This window comes from Kocuria sp. CCUG 69068 (genome assembly GCF_020833785.1).
Classification (GTDB): domain Bacteria; phylum Actinomycetota; class Actinomycetes; order Actinomycetales; family Micrococcaceae; genus Kocuria; species Kocuria rosea.
The window spans coordinates 24,867-41,097 of the sequence record NZ_PDDL01000026.1; the positions used below are offsets into that span (position 1 = coordinate 24,867).

The following is a 16,231-nucleotide window of genomic DNA, read 5'->3' on the forward strand; positions in this document are numbered from 1 at the left end:
GTACTCGGCGGGCGGTTCCTACAGCAGTGGGATGGCGGAAGCCGCAGCGGCCAGCGCTGTGACGGCACCGAGGACGATGAGAACGAGCCCGGACGGCCGCACGAGGCGGCGCCCCCAGGGCGCGAGGCGTTCGGCGGCCATGACCAGGGCCAGGGCCACCATGACGGGAAGGGCTGCCGTGCCGACCGCGAAGCAGATCAGCATGAGCGCCCAGCAGCAGCCGATGCAGGACAGGGCGTAGGCACCGCTCAGCGCCACTGTCTCCGTTCCCGAAGAGCGCCGGCCCTGCCAATGGGCCAGCACGAAACTGCGTGGACTGCGGCACCCTCGCAGGCAGAGATCCTTCAGCGGCGTGAACTGGTAGGTTCCGGCCAGCACGAGCACTCCCGCCGTCACCCACCGAGGGTCCGCTTCCGGCCAGCTGCGCTCGGCCAGCGCCCGGACGCCGAGGTCCCCGGCGACGACGGCCGCTCCGACGACCGTCCACGCGCCGACGAAGGTCATGGCTCCGAGAACGGTCAGCCGCCACGGGTCGGGCTGCCGGGACACGAGCTGCCGAAGCGTCTGCAGAAGGGGTAGGGCAGGAGGCAGCATCATGGCGACCACCATCAGCGCCCATCCCCCAACGGCGACCAGCCCACCGATCAGCGCGGCCGGAAGAACGGCGGCTGCGCCACCGTGGTGCGCGTGTGGGCTGTCTGCCACCAGGGCGGTTCCTCCGTCACCGGTGGAGAGATGCCCGGCTCCGTGGCCGGCTGGGTCGTGGACCAGGAACAGCAGGCCCCAGGCGGCGGCCGCCACCATGAGCACGCCCAGTGCCACGAGCTTTCGATCGACCCTGCGGTCACGGGCAACCGCGCGTGGAGACGCGGAGAAGGTGGCGGCCACGTCTACCGTCCTTGGGCGGTGCCAGTGTCGGCTGCTCCTGATGCGACCGGTTGGTCGGCGGAATGGTCATAGTGGAAGGCACCGCGCATGCCGGACCGGCCGGTGACCTCGAGATTTCCTCCGGGCAGCGCGCCGACGTTGACGACCAGACGCTCCCCGTCCTGCGCCTCGACCGATCCCGCGGCGCTCAGCTCGTAGGAGATGGCGGTGTGCTCAAGGGTGAGGGGTTCCTTGTTTCCTCGCTGGGCGTCGAAGACCTTGGGACTCCCATTGGCCTGGACGAACACGGTGCCGGAGCGATCGTCGGCGGGACGGACGGTGACCGTCCAGTGTTTCTCGTTGGGCGGGCTGATCGAGATGCTCGCACGGCGGTCGCCCACCACGGTGCCGTTCACCTGGGCGAGATCGCTCAACGGGCCGCCGAAGCGGCCGCTGAAGAGATCGGCCAGAGCACGGTGCTGCTCGTCCGCGTCCGCAGAGGCCCGCTGCTCAGCGGGGACGTCAATGTAGAGCATCGTGGTGGTCTTGTTGGTGTCGCGGCGGTTGCCGCCGTGGGTGGCGACGCTCACCACCGTGCAGCCACCCACCGGGATCCCGTTCACGACGGCGGTGTCGCCCTCGTCGATCTGCCAGGCGATGAAGCCGGTGCAGTGGCCTCCCACCGGGTCGTCGTCGACCCAGCAGGGGCAGATGACGGTGCAGTCGCAGGCTTCGAGGAACTGGCCTGCCAGTGTGTACTCCATGATGGTTCCTTGCTGGTCCGGTGCGGTGTGCGGGAGAAGGACCGACCGGCTCAGCCGACGACCCTGACGCTGCGGGTGCTCGAGCCGCCCGCAGCAGACGTGACGGTGATGACGGGTGGTGGGGCGTCGAGGCCGGTCAGGACGCCGACCGGTCCGGACAGCCCGCCGCGGCCGGTCACGGTGAGCGCTGGCGGGCTCTGCTCATCGCTCGACGTGGCCGCCACGGTGAGCGTCCGGGCGGGGGTGCTGTAGTCGGCCTGGGTGATCTCCACGGCGTCGACGACGTCGGCAGTCGTGGGCACGGGCGTGGGATCGGTCGTATTCGTGACGGTGATCTGTTCGGGGACGGAGCCGCCGGCGTCGACGCGGGCGAGGTAATGGATGTCCTCGCCACCCTGCATCGGTGTGTCCGGCAGAGCGGGGATCGCAAGCGTCAGCTGCTGGCCAGGGATCGACCGGGCGAACACCGCCACGACGACCTCGCCGGCCGCGCTGCGGGTGTAGACGGCGCGCCCGATCTCCGCGCCGTGGGTCCTCGCGACCCGGCCCTGCAGCACGAACAGATCGGTGTAGACCTTGTCCGGGTTCGTGGGATCGTTCGGATCCGGACCGCCACCGCCCGAGCCGACGCCGGGACCCTCGACCATGGCATAGTTCGTGCCGAGCGGGCTGCCGGTGACGGTGTGCTCGGATCCGCCGTCTCCGACGTACCGGGCGAAATCCAGGTCGGGGTCGGGTGTCCAGCGCAGGAAAGGGGCGATGGACGAGGTCAGGGCGCCTTCGAAGTCCAACGGCTTGAGGCCGATGTCCTCGGTCGCGGAGCCCTCACCGTCCTCGTCGGTGGTCACGGTCATGGTGCCGTACGGGTGCGTCAGGAGGTACATGGTGTCGGGCCGGCCTTCGTCGACGCGGAAGCGGACCCTGCCGAAGACGATCTGCTGACCGTCGAGCACGCCCTCGGTGGCGAAGGTTGCCTCGAGGGCCAGGATCACCCGGGCCTCGGCGTCGTCCTCCCCTCCGCCGAGGGGCAGGCGCGCCTCAGCGGACAGGTAGAAGGACTCTCCCGGGAACGCGCCGATGTCGCGCAGCGGTCCGCTCTCCTCCGGATCGATGACGACCGGTGCGAAGTCGTCCCCGGGCGCCCAGACCAGTTCGAGCCGGAGTCCTGTGAAATCCTCGTACCAGAAGGGAAAACCGGTCCTCGGATCGATAGGACCCACTTCTGCGAGACGTTCGGTGTGCTGCGGCATGGCAATCCTCCGGGCCCGGGCAAAAGAATTCGCAACAAGCTGATGCGGATTAATCTAGACGCGTCACCGCATGTGACAGCGTGTTTCATGGTCACGAAGGCGTGAACACCAGGCGGTAGAAAAAGAATTGAACAGAAATACCTTTACCCGTCGGTTTATTAATGGATGGGATAACGATTTGAATTCGGAAAATTCAGCGGAAACTCCGGTCCCGAGCAAGCGCGCCCGTGTGGACCAGCCCCACGTGGCCCCGCTCAACGCCCTGGTCCGGGGTTGGCGCAGCGGCGGCCGGTTCGTGCCGTGGGTCGATCCCGACGGCGGCGGAACCGGCGCTCGAGTGCTCGTGCTCATGGAGGCCCCAGGGCCGGCCACCGTGGCGGCCGGGGAGCGGGGCTTCAGCTCCGAGGACAACCCTGATCCCACCGCCCGGGTCTTCAAGGGGCTGCGGGAGGAGTCCGGGCTGGCCCGCGGCGACTACCTGCGTTGGAACGTGGTGCCCTGGGCGCTGCGGGACGCGGACGGGCGGCACCGGCCGCCCAGGGTGGAGGACCTCGTCGAGGCGGAGCCTGCTCTTCGGGAACTGGTCGGTTCGCTGCCGGAGCTGCGCGTCGTCGTGACCTTCGGGGCCCCGGCGCTCACGGGGATGATGCGGCTGCTCACCGTCGAGGACCCGCCGCGGCTGCTGCCCGTGCTGGGCGTACCGCACCCCTCGCTGCGCAACGGCCACCGCCGGGCGGAGACCCGGCAGCGGATCCTCGTCGCGCTGCGCGCGGCCGCTGCTGCACGGGCCTGAACAGGCGCGCTCAGGGGCGTGGGCTGAGCCGGTCCACCGCGGCCAGGAGGTGCTCCAGGATGGTGTGCCGCCGGGCGCTGCCGTCGGGCAGCAGGCCGATCGACGCGTTGTGGTAGAGCCCGTCGCCCATCTGCTGGACCGCGGTCGCCACCACCGGGTCGCCCACGTCCGCGAGGATCAGCTCGTACCACGCCACCTCGAGCCGCTTCAGGGCGGCCCGGGCGTTCTCGTCCCCGGCCTGGACGAGCCGGGAGGCCACGATCAGGGCACGGTCCAGCCGGCTGTCCTCGAACAGGGACGTGACCAGGAAGTAGCGCGCGGCCCCGTCCGGCGCCGCCGCCATGGCCTCGAGGTCCAGCTGCATGAGCTCCTCGAGGCGCTGCAGCGTCGCGTCCACGAGGGCCTGGCGGTGCGGGAAGTGGTAGAGCAGACCCCCCTTGGACACTCCGGCGGCGGCGGCGACGGCGTCGAGGGTCGCGGCGCGCTCGCCGTCGTCGAGGACGATCTGCTCGAAGGCGGCCAGGAGCTTGTCCCGGGCCACGGGTGGGCGGGGCATGTGAGGAAGACCTCCCTGGGTCGGACGTGGTGCCCATTGTGTCAGCTCGCCCATAACTGTACCGTCTAGACGGTACAGTTACTGAGGCTGTCCGCTCCCCATCCGTTCCCCGGAGGTGAACCATGACCACTCTGCTGACGCCCCGCCCCACGGCCGGTGCGCGCGAATGGGCCGCGCTCGCGGTCCTGATGATGCCCGTCCTGCTCGTGTCGGTCGACAACACGGCCCTGAGCTTCGCGCTGCCCACCATCTCGCAGGCGCTGCACCCCACCGGCGCGCAGCTGCTGTGGATCGTGGACGTCTACCCCCTCGTGCTCGCCGGCCTGCTCATCCCCATGGGCTCCATGGGGGACCGGATCGGCCGCCGGCGGCTGCTGCTGATCGGCGGCACGGGCTTCGCCGCCGTCTCCGCGGCGTCGGCCTTCGCGCCCACCGCCGAGCTGCTCGTGGCGGGGCGGGCCGCCATGGGGCTCTTCGGCGCGATGCTGATGCCTGCGACCCTGTCCCTGCTGCGCAACATCTTCCTGGACCCGGGGCAGCGCCGGATCGCGATCGCGGTGTGGGCCGGCGGCTTCAGCGGCGGCGCCGCACTGGGCCCCATCGTCGGGGGCTTCCTGCTCAACCACTTCTGGTGGGGCTCGGTGTTCCTGATGTCCGTGCCCGTGCTGCTGCCCCTGCTGGTGCTCGGCCCCCTGCTGGTGCCGGAGTCGCGCGACCCCCGGCCCGGGCCGGTGGACGTCCCGTCCGTGCTGCTCGCCATGCTCGCCATGACCCCCGTGGTCTACGGCATCAAGGCGGCGACGGCCTCCGGGGAGCTCTTCCAGGGTCTGCTCAGCGCGGCCTTCGGCGTGCTGGCCGGTGTGCTGTTCGTCCGGCGCCAGGCGGTCCTGGCGCACCCGATGCTCGACCTCGGCCTGTTCCGGCACCCGGGCTTCCGCGGCGGCGTCACCGTCAACGTGCTCGGCAACGTGGGGCTCTACGGGTTCCTGTTCATGCTGACCCAGTACCTGCAGCTCGTGGTCGGTCTGGACCCGATGACCGCGGGCCTGACCATGGTCCCGGGCCTCGTCCTCACGGTCCTCGCCGGCTTCGTGGCCGTGCGCGCCGTGCGGTGGCTGAGCCCCCGGACCGTGATCATGGCGGGGATCCTCCTGTCCTCGACCGGCTTCCTCGTGGTCACCCTCGCGGACCTCTCCGCGACCGCCGGCGCCGTGGTGGTCCTCGTGGCCTTCTGCCTGGTGGGCACCGGCATCGGACTCGCCGAGACGCTGTCCAACGACCTCGTCCTCACGGCGGCCCCGCCGCACAAGGCCGGCGCGGCCTCGGCGATCTCGGAGACCGGCTACGAGGTCGGTGCGGTGCTGGGCACGGCCGTGCTCGGCGGACTGCTGACCGCGTTCTACCAGCGCCACCTCGACCTGCCCGCGGCCCTGGACGCCGGCTCCTCGGCCGCGGCGCACGAGACCCTCGGCGGAGCCGTCGAGGTCGCGGAGGGCGCCGGGGCGCTCGGTCCCGCGGTGCAGGAGGCGGCGGTCGCCGCGTTCACGGCGGGCATGCACTGGACGGCCCTGGTCATGACGGCCGTGGTGGTCCTGGCGGCGTTCACGGTCGCCCGCATGCTGCGGCCGGCCGTGCGCTGACCCGCCCGCCCCCCGGGCCGTCACCTCACCGGGACCCGGCGCCACGGGCCCCGGGGGACGTAGGCTCGGCGGCAGGGGCCGGCCCGGCCCCCGGTGTGGAAGGAGTGGTCGCGATGACGCCGCAGGAACTGTTCGAGGACGCCGCCCGCCGCCCGTCCGAGGTGGCGGAGCACGTGCTCGAGGGCATCTCGGCGGAGGTGCTGCACACCATGCCGGGCGGGACCGCGAACTCCGTGGTCTGGCTGGTGTGGCACGCGTCCCGCCAGCAGGACGCACAGGTGGCCCAGCTCGCCGGCACGGAGGAGGTGTGGACCGCCGAGGGGTGGAGCGGGCGGTTCGGCCTCGACGTCCCCGACTCCTCCATGGGTTTCGGAGACGGGCCGGAGGACGTCGCACGGATCCGCGTGGCGTCCCCCGACCTGCTGCGCGGCTACCTCGACGCGGTGGTCGAGCGCACCGTGGCGTACGTGCACGGACTCACGGAGGCTCAGCTGGACGACGTGGTGGACCGGTCGTGGACCCCGCCCGTCACCCGTGGCGCCCGCCTGGTGAGCACGGTCGACGACGCCGCGCAGCACCTCGGCCAGGCCGCCTACGCCCGCGGTCTGCTCGAGGACGGGTGGTCGGGGCCCTACTGACCGCCTGTCCCGAGGTGTTTGCTTTTGCATCAAGTCGTCGCATGACAAGGCGCTGATGTGGGGACGGGAGTTTCCTCGGTGGTCAGACTCCGTTCGCTTAAGCTGATCACGCTGGGTCCCAGCACCTCGAACTCCTGCACGATCTTCACGTCGCTCGTCGCGACATCCTGGGGGAAACACCGTCATGCCCCGCGACTCCTCTCGCCGTCCCGCCCGCCCCGGTCTGCGCCAGCGCGCGTCCTCGCCGGTGACCGCGCTCACCGCGTTCTCGGCGCTGGTGGCCGTCAGCGTGGCGGTCAGCTCCGGCATCAGCCCGGACACCGGGCAGGGCCGGGGCTCGGCCTTCGGCGCCCCGGCGGCCTCCGCGGAGCGGACGGAGCAGAGGGACAGCGGATGGAGCCTGCTCGCGGCCGGGCAGGAGCGGCCCGCTCCGCCGGCCGGGCCGCTGCGGGACGACCGCACGACCTCGCCCGTGCGGGACGGCGGAGCGGGCAAGGGCTCCTGGCGGGCCGGGACGGGCCGCGGTGACGGGGGGCGCGAGTCGGCCTCGACCGTGCGCCCGGGCCGGCAGGCGCCGAAGCTGTACCAGGGCGAGCTGCCCGTCAACACGATCATCGCGCCGGCCCGGCCCGGCGCCGTCCTGCCCGGTGGCCAGTTCGGCTGGCGGATCGCCCCGGACCGCGGCGGGCGCGAGTTCCACAACGGCACCGACGTCTCCGCCGCGGCGGGCCTGCCCGTCGTCGCCGCCCTCGACGGCGTGGTGACGGCCGTGTTCTGGGACGTCTGGGGCGGCAACCGGGTGGAGGTCACCCACGCGGACGGGATCAGGACCACCTACAACCACCTCGAGGACGTCCGGGTCCGGACCGGGGACCGGCTCGCCGCCTCCGAGCAGCTCGGCACGGTGGGGGCCACCGGCGTCCGGGTCACGGGCCCGCACCTGCACTTCGAGACCTGGGTGGACGGGCAGGCCGTCGACCCGCAGTCCTTCGACTGGGTCGACGGCATGCGCGTCATCCCCGCCTCCCGCAGCAAGTACTCCCTCGAGGTCCCCGTCCCGGGCACGGTCGAGGACCCGGCCGCGCAGAAGGCGGAGGCCGCCAAGAAGGCCGATGCGGCGAAGAAGGCGGCGGCCGCCAAGAAGGCCGATGCGGCGAAGAAGGCCGAGGCGGCGAAGAAGAAGACCGAGGCAGAGAAGAAGCGGGCCGAGAAGGCGAAGGCCGAGAAGACGAAGGCTGAGGCGGAGAAGACGAAGGCCGACGCCGCGAAGAAGGCGAAGGCCGAGAAGACCGGGAACGCCAAGCAGCCGGCGAAGCAGGTGGAGGCCGCCCCAGCAGCCCCGGTGGTGACCACGCCCCCTCCGGTCGCTCTCACACCGACTCCGACCACGCCGGGGTCGCCGGCTGCGCAGCCTGACCGGCCGGATCCGGTGGAGACCGTGCCCGCGCCGGTGGAGACCGTGCCGGACCCGGTGGAGACCGTGCCGGACCCGGTGGAGACCGTGCCGGACCCGGTGGAGACCCTGCCTGATCCCGTCGAGCCCGATCCTGTGGAGCCCGAGCTCGAGCCGGGAGTCGCTCCCGTCGTCGTGCCGGACGCGGTGCGGGACACCGACGGGGACGGGACCATCGACATGGAGGATCCCGACATCGACGGGGACAAGATCCCCAACGAGCTGGACTCCGACATCGACGGGGACGACATCGACAACGCTGACGACCCGGACATGGACGGCGACGGCCTGCGCAACGAGGACGACCTGGACCGTGACGGCGACGGGATCCCGAACGACCAGGACGCGGAGCCGGACAGCCCGGCGCCGAAGGCCGCGGCCGGGCCGGCCACCGGCAGGACCGGGACCACCGACCCGGCCGATCCGGCCGGCCCCGCGGAGGGCGCCGGTGCCGCCGGGGCGGCTCCGGCCGCCGAGCTCCGGCCGGCCGCCGGAGCGGACGGGACCGTCCGTCCCTGACGTCCCGCGCGGAGTTATGCAGGCGTGACGAGGTCATCTGCCGAGTCGGGAACGCGGACGACTAGAATTTGCCCCGGGCCGACGAATTATTTTCGCGCGGGAGCGGGAGCCATGAGCACCACCGACCACGGTGCGCCGGACCACGGGACGACCAGGGCGCTCCAGGAACTCCGGGGCCGTCTCGCCGGGGCGCTGGTGGAGCCGGGGGACGCCGACTACGACAGGGCCCGCCGCGTCTGGAACGGCCTGATCGACGCCCGTCCCCGGGCTCTCGTGCGGGCCGGGGACCTCGCCGACATCGACCTGGCGCTGGCCGCGGCCCAGCGCACGCGCCTGCCGCTGGCGGTGCGGGGCGCCGCGCACGGCGTGGCGGGCCACGGCACGGTCGAGGGCGGCCTGGTGCTGGACCTCGGGCGGCTGCGGGGCGTCGTCGTCGATCCCGCGAACCAGCTCGTGAGCGTGGAGCCCGGCACCACCTTCGCCGCTCTCGACCGCGCCACGGCCCGGCACGGCCTCGCCGTTCCCGGCGGCCTCACCGGCGCGGTGGGCGTGGCGGGGCTGACCCTGTGCGGGGGCATGGGGTGGCTGACCCGCAGCAACGGGCTGAGCCTCGACAACCTGGACTCCGCCGACGTCGTGACCGCAGCCGGCGACCACCTGCACGTCAGCGAGGAGGAGAACGCCGGGCTGTTCTGGGGGCTCCGCGGCGGCGGGGGCAACCTCGGGGTGGTCTCCTCCTTCACCTTCCGGGCCCGCCGGCTGCCGTCCACCGTGCTCGCGGGGAACCTCCACTACCGAAGGCCGCGCTGGGCGGGCGCCCTGTCCGCCTTCGCCGCGTGGTCGCGCGGTCTGCCGGACGAGATGAACCCGGTCCTCACCTTCGCGATCCCGCCCCCGGCGGCCGGGATGGGCGAGGAACCGGTGCTGACCGTGGGGTTCAGCTGGGTCTCGGAGGACCACGCAGCAGGCCTGGACGTCGTCGACGGACTGCGGGAGGACGCTCCGCCCGACGCCGAGGAGATGGGCCCGACGCCCTGGCTCGCGTGGCAGGGGGCGCGGGACGGGCTCTTCCCCCGGGGCTCGCACGGCCACTGGCGCAACCTTCCCTTCTCCCGGCTGGACGACGAGGTCGTCGACGTCCTCGTCGGGCTGGCCTCCGGGATCACCTGCCGAGGCACCGGCATCGACGTCCACCACCTCGAGGGCGCCTTCGGCAGGGTGCCCGAGGAGGCCACCGCCTTCCCCAACCGGTCCGCACGGTACTGGCTGACGGTGCACGGCGTCCGGCACGACCCGGCCGAGGACGAGCACCTCGCAGCCTTCGTGCGGACCGTGCGGGACACGATGCAGCCGTTCGCCGAGCACGGCGAGTACGTCGGCCTCATGGGGCCCGACGCCGAGCTCGGGGGCGACCCGGTGGAGGCGGCCCGCCTGGCCTACGGGCGGGAGAAGCACCAGCGGCTGGCCGCCCTCAAGGACCGCTACGATCCCGGGAACCTCTTCCGGCACAACCTGAACGTGCCGCCCGGCCGGCCCTGAGCGCACGTCCGGCAGGGCCTCCTGGTGCGGGCTCGCGCCCCGAGGAACCTGCGGCCCCGCCCCGTCATGTCCGGGCGATGTCGATGGCAGCCCTTCCCCGGCCACGGACCCCGCACTAGGGTCGTCAGTCCAGAGACCCCGCGTTCCCGGGAGGCGCCCCGCATGCCGATCTACGAGTACCGGTGCCGGGAGTGCGGCGACTTCGAGGTCCTGCTGGGCATGGGCGCGGCCACGCGCGAGAGCGACTGCCCCGGCTGCGGCTCCGCGGCGCGGCGGCTGATGAGCGCGCCCGGGCTCTCCCGGGCCGGCACCCCCGCGGCCCGGCTGATCGAGCGCACCGAGCGCACCGCCGCGGAGCCCGACGTCGTCGCCGCGCCCCCGCCCGGCTCCCGGCGAGCGACCCGCACCACCGGCAACCCCCTGCACCGCAGACTTCCCCGGCCCTGAGAGGCACACCACCGCAGCACAGCCGCCAAGGAGGCACGTCATGCCGGAGCTCATCTTTCCCCTGGACTCGTCACGGCCGTTCGAGGACCAGCAGCTGGTCGGGCACAACCGGTGGCACCCGGAGATCCCCCCGGTGGCCACCGTGCGACCGGGGGACACGTTCCGGGTGCACTGCCGGGAGTGGTTCGACGGCGCGATCGTCAACGACGACTCCGCCGAGGACGTCCTCAACGCGCCGCTGACGACCGTGCACAAGCTCTCCGGCCCGTTCGCGGTGCAGGGCGCCCAGCCGGGCGACCTGCTCGTCGTCGACATCCTCGACGTCGGCCCGATCCCGCAGGAGGACTCCGGCCCCCTGGCCGGGCAGGGCTGGGGGTACACCGGCGTCTTCGCGCGGTCCAACGGTGGCGGCTTCCTCACCGACCGGTTCCCGGACGCCTACAAGGCGATCTGGGACTTCCGCGGCCAGACCGCGACCTCCCGGCACGTCCCGGAGGTCTCGTTCACCGGCATCGTCCACCCCGGCCTGATGGGCACCGCGCCCTCCGCGGAGCTCCTGGCCCGGTGGAACGCGCGCGAAGGGGCGCTCATCGCCACCGACCCGGACCGGGTCCCGCCCCTGGCGCTGCCGCCCGAGCCGGAGAACGCCCTGCTCGGCGGGGTTCCCGGCCCGGACGTCGAGCGGGTCGCCGCGGAGGCCGCGCGCACCGCGCCGCCCCGCGAGAACGGCGGCAACCAGGACATCAAGAACCTCACCAAGGGCACCCGCGTCTTCTACCCCGTCTTCGTGGACGGCGCGAACTTCTCCGTGGGCGACCTGCACTTCTCCCAGGGCGACGGCGAGATCACGTTCTGCGGCGCCATCGAGATGGGCGGGTTCATCGACTTCCACGTGGACGTCATCAAGGGCGGGATGGAGACCTACGGGGTCACGGAGAACGCGATCTTCCTGCCGGGCAGGACGGACCCGCAGTACAGCGAGTGGATCGCCTTCTCCGGCACCTCGGTGACCCTCGACGGCGAGCAGCGCTACCTCGACTCGCAGCTGTCCTACCAGCGGGCGTGCCTGCACGCCGTCGACTACCTCACGAAGTTCGGGTACTCCCCGGAGCAGGCGTACCTGCTGCTGGGCGCCGCGCCGATCGAGGGCCGGTTCTCGGGGGTGGTGGACATCCCCAACTCCTGCGCCACGGTCTATCTGCCCACCGCGATCTTCGACTTCGACGTCCGGCCGTCCGCGTCCGGACCGCACCGGGTGGATCCGGGCGCGGGGGCGCCGCACGCGGCCGCGTGAGCTCAGCCGGTCCCGAGCGCGAGGTACAGGTCGACCACGGCGGTGGCCACGTCCTGGCCGCAGGCCGCGGAGGGGTAGCCGGAGCCCAGCACCGCGATGTGGTGGGCGGTCCCGCCCGACACCGTGCGCCCCACGCTGTGGGTGTCCCACGCGCCGCCGGCGTCCGGCAGCCACCCGTTCTTGACGAGGGAGTCCGCCGCCCCGGACCCGTCCGCGCGGGCCGCGCCCACGCCCCAGGTCTGGGACGGATGGGTGGGCCGCATCTGCTCCCGCAGCCAGGCCAGGTCCTCCTCGGGCAGCCAGTCCGCCCCGTGGACGACCGTGCCCAGCACGGCCAGCTGGTCGGAGGCGGTGGTCAGGTTGTGGCCCCAGCCGCCCGAGGACCGGGTCGAGCTGACGCCCATGAGGTCGTAGGTCTCGTTGAGCTCGCCCTCCATGGCGGAGAGCGTGGGCCCGAGCGCGCCGTAGAGAGCGGTGGTGGACTCGTTGCCGCTCTCGTGGACGCTGTCGCGGATCAGGGCCCGCTGCTGCTCCGTGAGCCGGCCGTCCCGCTCGGCGGCCAGGCGCATGGTGGTGAGGGCCAGCGGGACCTTGGAGAGGCTGGCCTCCATGCCGGACACCTCGGGGCGGTGGGCGAAGACCGTGCGGCCGTCCGCGTCCTGCACCAGCAGCCCGATCTCGGCGCCCACCGCCGCGCTCAGCCCGTCCAGCGCGGTGGTCAGGGCACGCCGGTCGTCCTGCGCCGCGGCGGGCAGCGGGCCCGCGGCCGGACCGCAGGAGGCGGGGACGGTGACCGCCGCGGTCGTGGCGGCCGCACCGCCCGGGGCGGCCGGGAGCGCCGCCGCGGGGGCCGGGACGGTGAGTCCCAGGAGGAGCGCGGCGGCCCCCAGGGTGCGGACGGTCCTGCGGTGCTGCGGGTGCGATCGGCTCATGGTGCCCATGCTCTCGCACGGCGGCCGTCCTGCCGAGCCGGGCGGGTCCGCCTCACGCAATGAGACCCCGGTCCGTCCAGGACGTCGGCAGGTGCCCGCCGGAGGGGAGCAGCACGAGCTGGGCCGAGGGCAGCCGCTCGGTGAGGCAGCGCGCGTGGGCGGGGGGCACCACGTCGTCGTCCTCGGCGTGGACCACGACGATCTCGAGGTCCGCGAGCTTCCGGCCCACGGTGGAGGGCAGGGCGAACCCCTGCTCCTCCACGTCCGGGTGCTCCGGGCACCAGCACGGGGCCGCCACGGTCACGACGCGCTGCAGCAGGGTGGGGATCCGGTGGCACAGGAAGCGCAGGGCCTCGGACCCGCCGAGGGAGTGGCCCACGATCACCCAGGGCTCGTCCGGGATGGCGCGGACGGCCCGGCCGATCGCCTCCTGCCACTGGTCCGGGTCGGGATCCTCCGGGCTCGGGAGGTCCGGGGCCACGAGGTCGGCATCGGGCCACTGCCGCCGCACGGCCTCGAGCACCGGGTTGTCGCCGGTGCGGGGCTGGGGCCCGGCACCGTGCAGGAAGAGGATGCGCTGGACCATGGGTCACCTCGGGGACGGGGGAGGTGACGGCGGACGCCGCCTCCACCAGCGTCCCCGCCGCCGCGGCGAGGTGTCAAGAGCGGCGGGAGGCTCCCGGGCCCGCTCCCACGACGTCGAGGCCGGGCCCCTCGAGCCGGTCCAGCGCCGCGGTGCGGCCGGTCAGCAGCAGCAGGAGCGCGTCGATGGCGCCCCGCACCTCGGGACCGCTGCCGGCGTGCCAGTCGACGTCGGTCGCGGTGAGCGCCACCCCGCGCAGTCTCCGGCGCGCCCGGAACGGGAAGGGCATGGACCACACCCGGTCGGCGGCCGTGCGCGCGGCCTCCGGGGGCATGGCGTGGTGCCGGCCCAGGGGCAGGACGATGTCCTGGGTGTGGACCAGGACGTCCAGCAGCGGCTCGCGGACGGTCGTTCCCGGCGGGTGGCGCCTCGAGCCGTCCAGGCGGCGGTAGTCGGCGAGGATCGACTCGACCGGCCGGCGGCCGCGGGCCCGGCCGTCCAGGTACAGGGCGCGGTTGTAGTCCCCGCGGCCCCGCCACAGGGCCGGGACGAGATCGGCGAGACCGACCTGGGGCGAGGCGATGACGTGCGCCGCGACGTCCCGCACCGCCCATCCCGGGCAGAGGGTGGGGTGGTCCCACTCCTCGGGACGGAGCGTCTCGAGCAGGTCCGCCAGCGCGGACCGCTCCCGGTGGACGGCGTCCCAGATGGCGTCGCGGTCCATGATAATCTCCTCCAGATGGTCAGGTTTCCTGACTGAATTTTCCGGCGGCGACGGCCACGGTGTCAAGGGGTGGGCATGCACGAGGACGCGGGGACCAACACCGGGCTGCTGCTGTACTACCCGTACCGGGACATGGAGATCCGGGTGGTCGAGGCCCTGCACGCCGCCGGCTTCGCGGACCTCTCCTACGCGCAGGCCCGGATCTTCCAGCGCATCGGCCCGGACGGCACCCGCACGGTGCAGCTGGCGGAGCAGGCCCGGGTCACCAAGCAGACGGCCAGCCTGCTCGTGCAGGCCCTGGAGGAGGAGGGGTACGTGGAGCGGCGCCCCGATCCCGCCGACGCCCGGGCGCGGCTCGTGAGCGTCGCCGAGCGCGGCCGGGCCGCCCAGGCGGTGGCGGCCGGGGTGGTCGCCGAGGTGGAGGAGCAGTGGCGGCGCCGGCTCGGGGCGCGGCGCTATGCCGCGCTGCGCCGGGGGCTCGCCGAGCTGCACGAGGAGCCCGGCGGCGTCCGCTCCCCGCCGGCCGACCACGGGGCGCCCGGCTGACCCGGCGGCGCCCGGCCGACCCCGCGGCGGCGTGGTCGGCCGGGGCACGGGGGTCACGGGGGCGCGCCGTGGTCACCCGGTGGCGCGGCGCGGCCGTCAGGACACAATGGGACCATGACCGACGCCGCTCACCCCGCCCCGCCGGAGGACCCCCGCACCGGCCGGGCCTACTGGACCGTGGAGCCCGGCCGGGGAGAGCTGCGCACCGCGGAGCTGCCCGTCCCGGGCCCCGAGGACGTCCTGGTGCGGGCGCTGCGCTCCGGGGTCAGCCGCGGCACCGAGTCGCTCGTCCACCGCGGCCTCGTCCCGGCGCGCGTGCACGGGCGGATGCGCGCCCCGTTCCAGGAGGGGGACTTCCCCGGCCCCGTGAAGTACGGCTACCTCTCCGTGGGCGTCGTGGAGCAGGGGCCGGAGCACCTGGTGGGCCGGCGGGTCTTCAGCCTCCACCCCCACCAGGACCGCTACGTGCTCCCGGCCTCCGCCGTGACCCCGGTGCCCGACGACGTCCCCTCCGGGCGCGCGGTGCTCGCGGGCTCGGTGGAGACGGCCGTCAACGCGCTGTGGGAGGCCGCGCCCCGCTTCGGGGACCGCGTGGCCGTGGTCGGGGCCGGGATGATCGGCGCGTGCACGGCCGCGCTGCTGGCCCGCTTCCCGCTGGCCCGGCTGCAGCTCGTGGACCCGCAGCCGTCCCGCGGGGTGCTCGCGGCCCGGCTCGGCGTGGAGCACGTGCTGCCGGAGGACGCCGCGGGGGAGTGCGACGTCGTCCTGCACGCCTCCTCCACCGCCGCCGGCCTGGCGCGGGGGCTCGAGCTGCTCGGCGACGAGGGGGAGCTGATCGAGCTGTCCTGGTACGGCGACGAGGACCCTGCCGTCCCGCTCGGCGCCGACTTCCACGCCCGCCGGCTGCAGCTGCGCGCCAGCCAGGTGGGCGTCGTCGCCCCCGCCCGCCGGGCCCGCCGCACGACCGCCGACCGGCTCGCCACCGCGCTGGACGCCCTCCGGGACCCCCGCTTCGACGCCCTGCTCTCCGGGAGCTCCTCGTTCGAGGAGCTGCCCGCCACGATGGCGCGGCTCGCCGCAGGAGCCCCGGACATCCTGTGCCACGTGGTGCACTACGACTGACCGCCCCCCCCACCGACCCGAGGAGCTCCGTGTTCACCCTGACCGTCCGAGACCACATGATGATCGCCCACAGCCTGCCGGACCCGTTCTTCGGTCCCGCCCAGAACCTGCACGGGGCCACCTACGTGGTGGAGACCACCTGGTCCCGGCCGGTCCTCGACGAGCACGGGGTGGTCATGGACATCGGCGTGGCCAACGACCTGCTCGCGGGCGTCCTCGACGGGCTGCGCTACCGCAACCTCGACGAGCACCCGGACTTCGCGGGCCGGCTGTCCACCACGGAGGTCCTGGCCCAGTACGTCGCCGAGCGGCTCGCGGCGGGGGCGGCGTTCGTCGAAGGGCTCGAGCGGCTGACCGTGACCCTCCGGGAGACACCCGACGCCTGGGCCTCCTACACCCTCGAGCTGCCCGTGCTGAGCGAGCGCGGCGGGCCCGCCCCCGCCCGGTGAGCACCGCGCGCGCGGGCATCGACGTGGTGGTGCCCGACGACGGCGGGCGGCCCACCGGCGGCTCGCTCTACGACCGCCGGCTCGTGGCGGCGCTGGACGCCCTGGGGCGCCCGGC

17 protein-coding genes are annotated in these 16,231 nt (G+C 73.6%); 10 read left to right on the forward strand and 7 right to left on the reverse strand.

Going from position 1 to position 16,231, the window contains the following annotated elements:
- Nucleotides 1–18: 18 nt before the first annotated feature.
- From CRM73_RS07380 to CRM73_RS07390, 3 genes are read right to left on the reverse strand one after another with little or no spacing between them, the layout of a single operon-like run.
- A complete protein-coding gene (locus CRM73_RS07380) occupies nt 19–888 on the reverse strand; it encodes a DUF2182 domain-containing protein (RefSeq protein ID WP_115163465.1) in 870 nt (289 codons plus the stop codon).
- 2 nt (nt 889–890) lie between these two features.
- A complete protein-coding gene (locus tag CRM73_RS07385; RefSeq protein WP_109221361.1) occupies nt 891–1,631 on the reverse strand; it encodes a DUF1326 domain-containing protein in 741 nt (246 codons plus the stop codon).
- A gap of 50 nt (nt 1,632–1,681) precedes the next feature.
- The gene (locus tag CRM73_RS07390; RefSeq protein WP_229587270.1) at nt 1,682–2,881 is read right to left on the reverse strand and encodes a hypothetical protein; all 1,200 of its coding nucleotides are present in this window, start codon (nt 2,879–2,881) and stop codon (nt 1,682–1,684) included.
- 229 nt (nt 2,882–3,110) lie between these two features.
- Between CRM73_RS07390 and CRM73_RS07395 the strand changes: the two genes are divergently transcribed.
- Entirely contained in the window at nt 3,111–3,674 is a 564-nt protein-coding gene (locus CRM73_RS07395; protein WP_109221359.1) for a uracil-DNA glycosylase, read from the forward strand.
- A gap of 10 nt (nt 3,675–3,684) precedes the next feature.
- On the opposite strand, the gene CRM73_RS07400 is transcribed toward CRM73_RS07395, so the two are convergent.
- Nucleotides 3,685–4,230, reverse strand: coding sequence for a TetR family transcriptional regulator (locus tag CRM73_RS07400; protein WP_031283706.1), 546 nt, complete (start codon nt 4,228–4,230; stop codon nt 3,685–3,687).
- 122 nt (nt 4,231–4,352) lie between these two features.
- Here CRM73_RS07400 and CRM73_RS07405 point away from each other — a divergent pair, with 122 nt between their 5' ends.
- From CRM73_RS07405 to fmdA, 6 genes are all read left to right on the forward strand, one after another.
- Nucleotides 4,353–5,870 (forward strand): MFS transporter, encoded by a 1,518-nt coding sequence (locus CRM73_RS07405; RefSeq protein WP_229587271.1) that lies wholly within the window; start codon nt 4,353–4,355, stop codon nt 5,868–5,870.
- 113 nt (nt 5,871–5,983) lie between these two features.
- Entirely contained in the window at nt 5,984–6,508 is a 525-nt protein-coding gene (locus CRM73_RS07410; protein ID WP_126349768.1) for a DinB family protein, read from the forward strand.
- A 184-nt stretch (nt 6,509–6,692) separates the two neighbouring features.
- Complete coding sequence (locus CRM73_RS07415; RefSeq protein ID WP_229587272.1) at nt 6,693–8,480, forward strand: M23 family metallopeptidase; 1,788 nt, start codon at nt 6,693–6,695, stop codon at nt 8,478–8,480.
- Nucleotides 8,481–8,591: 111 nt separating this feature from the next.
- A complete protein-coding gene (locus tag CRM73_RS07420; protein ID WP_229587273.1) occupies nt 8,592–10,019 on the forward strand; it encodes an FAD-binding oxidoreductase in 1,428 nt (475 codons plus the stop codon).
- A gap of 162 nt (nt 10,020–10,181) precedes the next feature.
- Nucleotides 10,182–10,466, forward strand: coding sequence for an FmdB family zinc ribbon protein (locus CRM73_RS07425; RefSeq protein ID WP_109221354.1), 285 nt, complete (start codon nt 10,182–10,184; stop codon nt 10,464–10,466).
- Nucleotides 10,467–10,506: 40 nt separating this feature from the next.
- Complete coding sequence (fmdA, locus tag CRM73_RS07430; RefSeq protein ID WP_035923336.1) at nt 10,507–11,760, forward strand: formamidase; 1,254 nt, start codon at nt 10,507–10,509, stop codon at nt 11,758–11,760.
- 2 nt (nt 11,761–11,762) lie between these two features.
- On the opposite strand, the gene CRM73_RS07435 is transcribed toward fmdA, so the two are convergent.
- The 3 genes from CRM73_RS07435 to CRM73_RS07445 all read right to left on the reverse strand — a co-directional run bounded on the left by CRM73_RS07435 (nt 11,763) and on the right by CRM73_RS07445 (nt 13,999).
- Nucleotides 11,763–12,692: a hypothetical protein gene (locus CRM73_RS07435; RefSeq protein WP_126349770.1), complete on the reverse strand. Its 930-nt coding sequence runs from the start codon at nt 12,690–12,692 to the stop codon at nt 11,763–11,765.
- Between the two features lie 52 nt (nt 12,693–12,744).
- The gene (locus CRM73_RS07440; protein WP_017834750.1) at nt 12,745–13,278 is read right to left on the reverse strand and encodes an alpha/beta fold hydrolase; all 534 of its coding nucleotides are present in this window, start codon (nt 13,276–13,278) and stop codon (nt 12,745–12,747) included.
- A gap of 73 nt (nt 13,279–13,351) precedes the next feature.
- On the reverse strand, nt 13,352–13,999 hold the full coding sequence (locus CRM73_RS07445; protein ID WP_035923331.1) for a maleylpyruvate isomerase family mycothiol-dependent enzyme: 648 nt from the start codon (nt 13,997–13,999) through the stop codon (nt 13,352–13,354).
- A gap of 75 nt (nt 14,000–14,074) precedes the next feature.
- Between CRM73_RS07445 and CRM73_RS07450 the strand changes: the two genes are divergently transcribed.
- The 3 genes from CRM73_RS07450 to CRM73_RS07460 all read left to right on the forward strand — a co-directional run bounded on the left by CRM73_RS07450 (nt 14,075) and on the right by CRM73_RS07460 (nt 16,116).
- Nucleotides 14,075–14,545 carry a MarR family winged helix-turn-helix transcriptional regulator gene (locus CRM73_RS07450; RefSeq protein ID WP_126346588.1) on the forward strand — a complete coding sequence of 157 codons (471 nt, stop codon included), beginning with the start codon at nt 14,075–14,077 and terminating at the stop codon, nt 14,543–14,545.
- 114 nt (nt 14,546–14,659) lie between these two features.
- Nucleotides 14,660–15,667 carry a zinc-binding alcohol dehydrogenase gene (locus tag CRM73_RS07455; RefSeq protein ID WP_229587274.1) on the forward strand — a complete coding sequence of 336 codons (1,008 nt, stop codon included), beginning with the start codon at nt 14,660–14,662 and terminating at the stop codon, nt 15,665–15,667.
- Between the two features lie 29 nt (nt 15,668–15,696).
- The gene (locus CRM73_RS07460; RefSeq protein WP_017834754.1) at nt 15,697–16,116 is read left to right on the forward strand and encodes a 6-carboxytetrahydropterin synthase; all 420 of its coding nucleotides are present in this window, start codon (nt 15,697–15,699) and stop codon (nt 16,114–16,116) included.
- Nucleotides 16,117–16,231: the final 115 nt, after the last annotated feature.

Bases quoted from the DNA above. Each gene is read 5' to 3' on its own strand.
- CRM73_RS07415 (WP_229587272.1), top strand. From the start codon at position 6,693: ATGCCCCGCGACTCCTCTCGCCGTCCCGCCCGCCCCGGTCTGCGCCAG.
- CRM73_RS07425 (WP_109221354.1), top strand. From the start codon at position 10,182: ATGCCGATCTACGAGTACCGGTGCCGGGAGTGCGGCGACTTCGAGGTC.
- CRM73_RS07450 (WP_126346588.1), top strand. From the start codon at position 14,075: ATGCACGAGGACGCGGGGACCAACACCGGGCTGCTGCTGTACTACCCG.
- CRM73_RS07455 (WP_229587274.1), top strand. From the start codon at position 14,660: ATGACCGACGCCGCTCACCCCGCCCCGCCGGAGGACCCCCGCACCGGC.
- CRM73_RS07410 (WP_126349768.1), top strand. From the start codon at position 5,984: ATGACGCCGCAGGAACTGTTCGAGGACGCCGCCCGCCGCCCGTCCGAG.
- CRM73_RS07445 (WP_035923331.1), bottom strand. From the start codon at position 13,999: ATGGACCGCGACGCCATCTGGGACGCCGTCCACCGGGAGCGGTCCGCG.
- CRM73_RS07385 (WP_109221361.1), bottom strand. From the start codon at position 1,631: ATGGAGTACACACTGGCAGGCCAGTTCCTCGAAGCCTGCGACTGCACC.
- fmdA (WP_035923336.1), top strand. From the start codon at position 10,507: ATGCCGGAGCTCATCTTTCCCCTGGACTCGTCACGGCCGTTCGAGGAC.
- CRM73_RS07435 (WP_126349770.1), bottom strand. From the start codon at position 12,692: ATGAGCCGATCGCACCCGCAGCACCGCAGGACCGTCCGCACCCTGGGG.
- CRM73_RS07420 (WP_229587273.1), top strand. From the start codon at position 8,592: ATGAGCACCACCGACCACGGTGCGCCGGACCACGGGACGACCAGGGCG.
- CRM73_RS07400 (WP_031283706.1), bottom strand. From the start codon at position 4,230: ATGCCCCGCCCACCCGTGGCCCGGGACAAGCTCCTGGCCGCCTTCGAG.
- CRM73_RS07440 (WP_017834750.1), bottom strand. From the start codon at position 13,278: ATGGTCCAGCGCATCCTCTTCCTGCACGGTGCCGGGCCCCAGCCCCGC.
- CRM73_RS07405 (WP_229587271.1), top strand. From the start codon at position 4,353: ATGACCACTCTGCTGACGCCCCGCCCCACGGCCGGTGCGCGCGAATGG.
- CRM73_RS07390 (WP_229587270.1), bottom strand. From the start codon at position 2,881: ATGCCGCAGCACACCGAACGTCTCGCAGAAGTGGGTCCTATCGATCCG.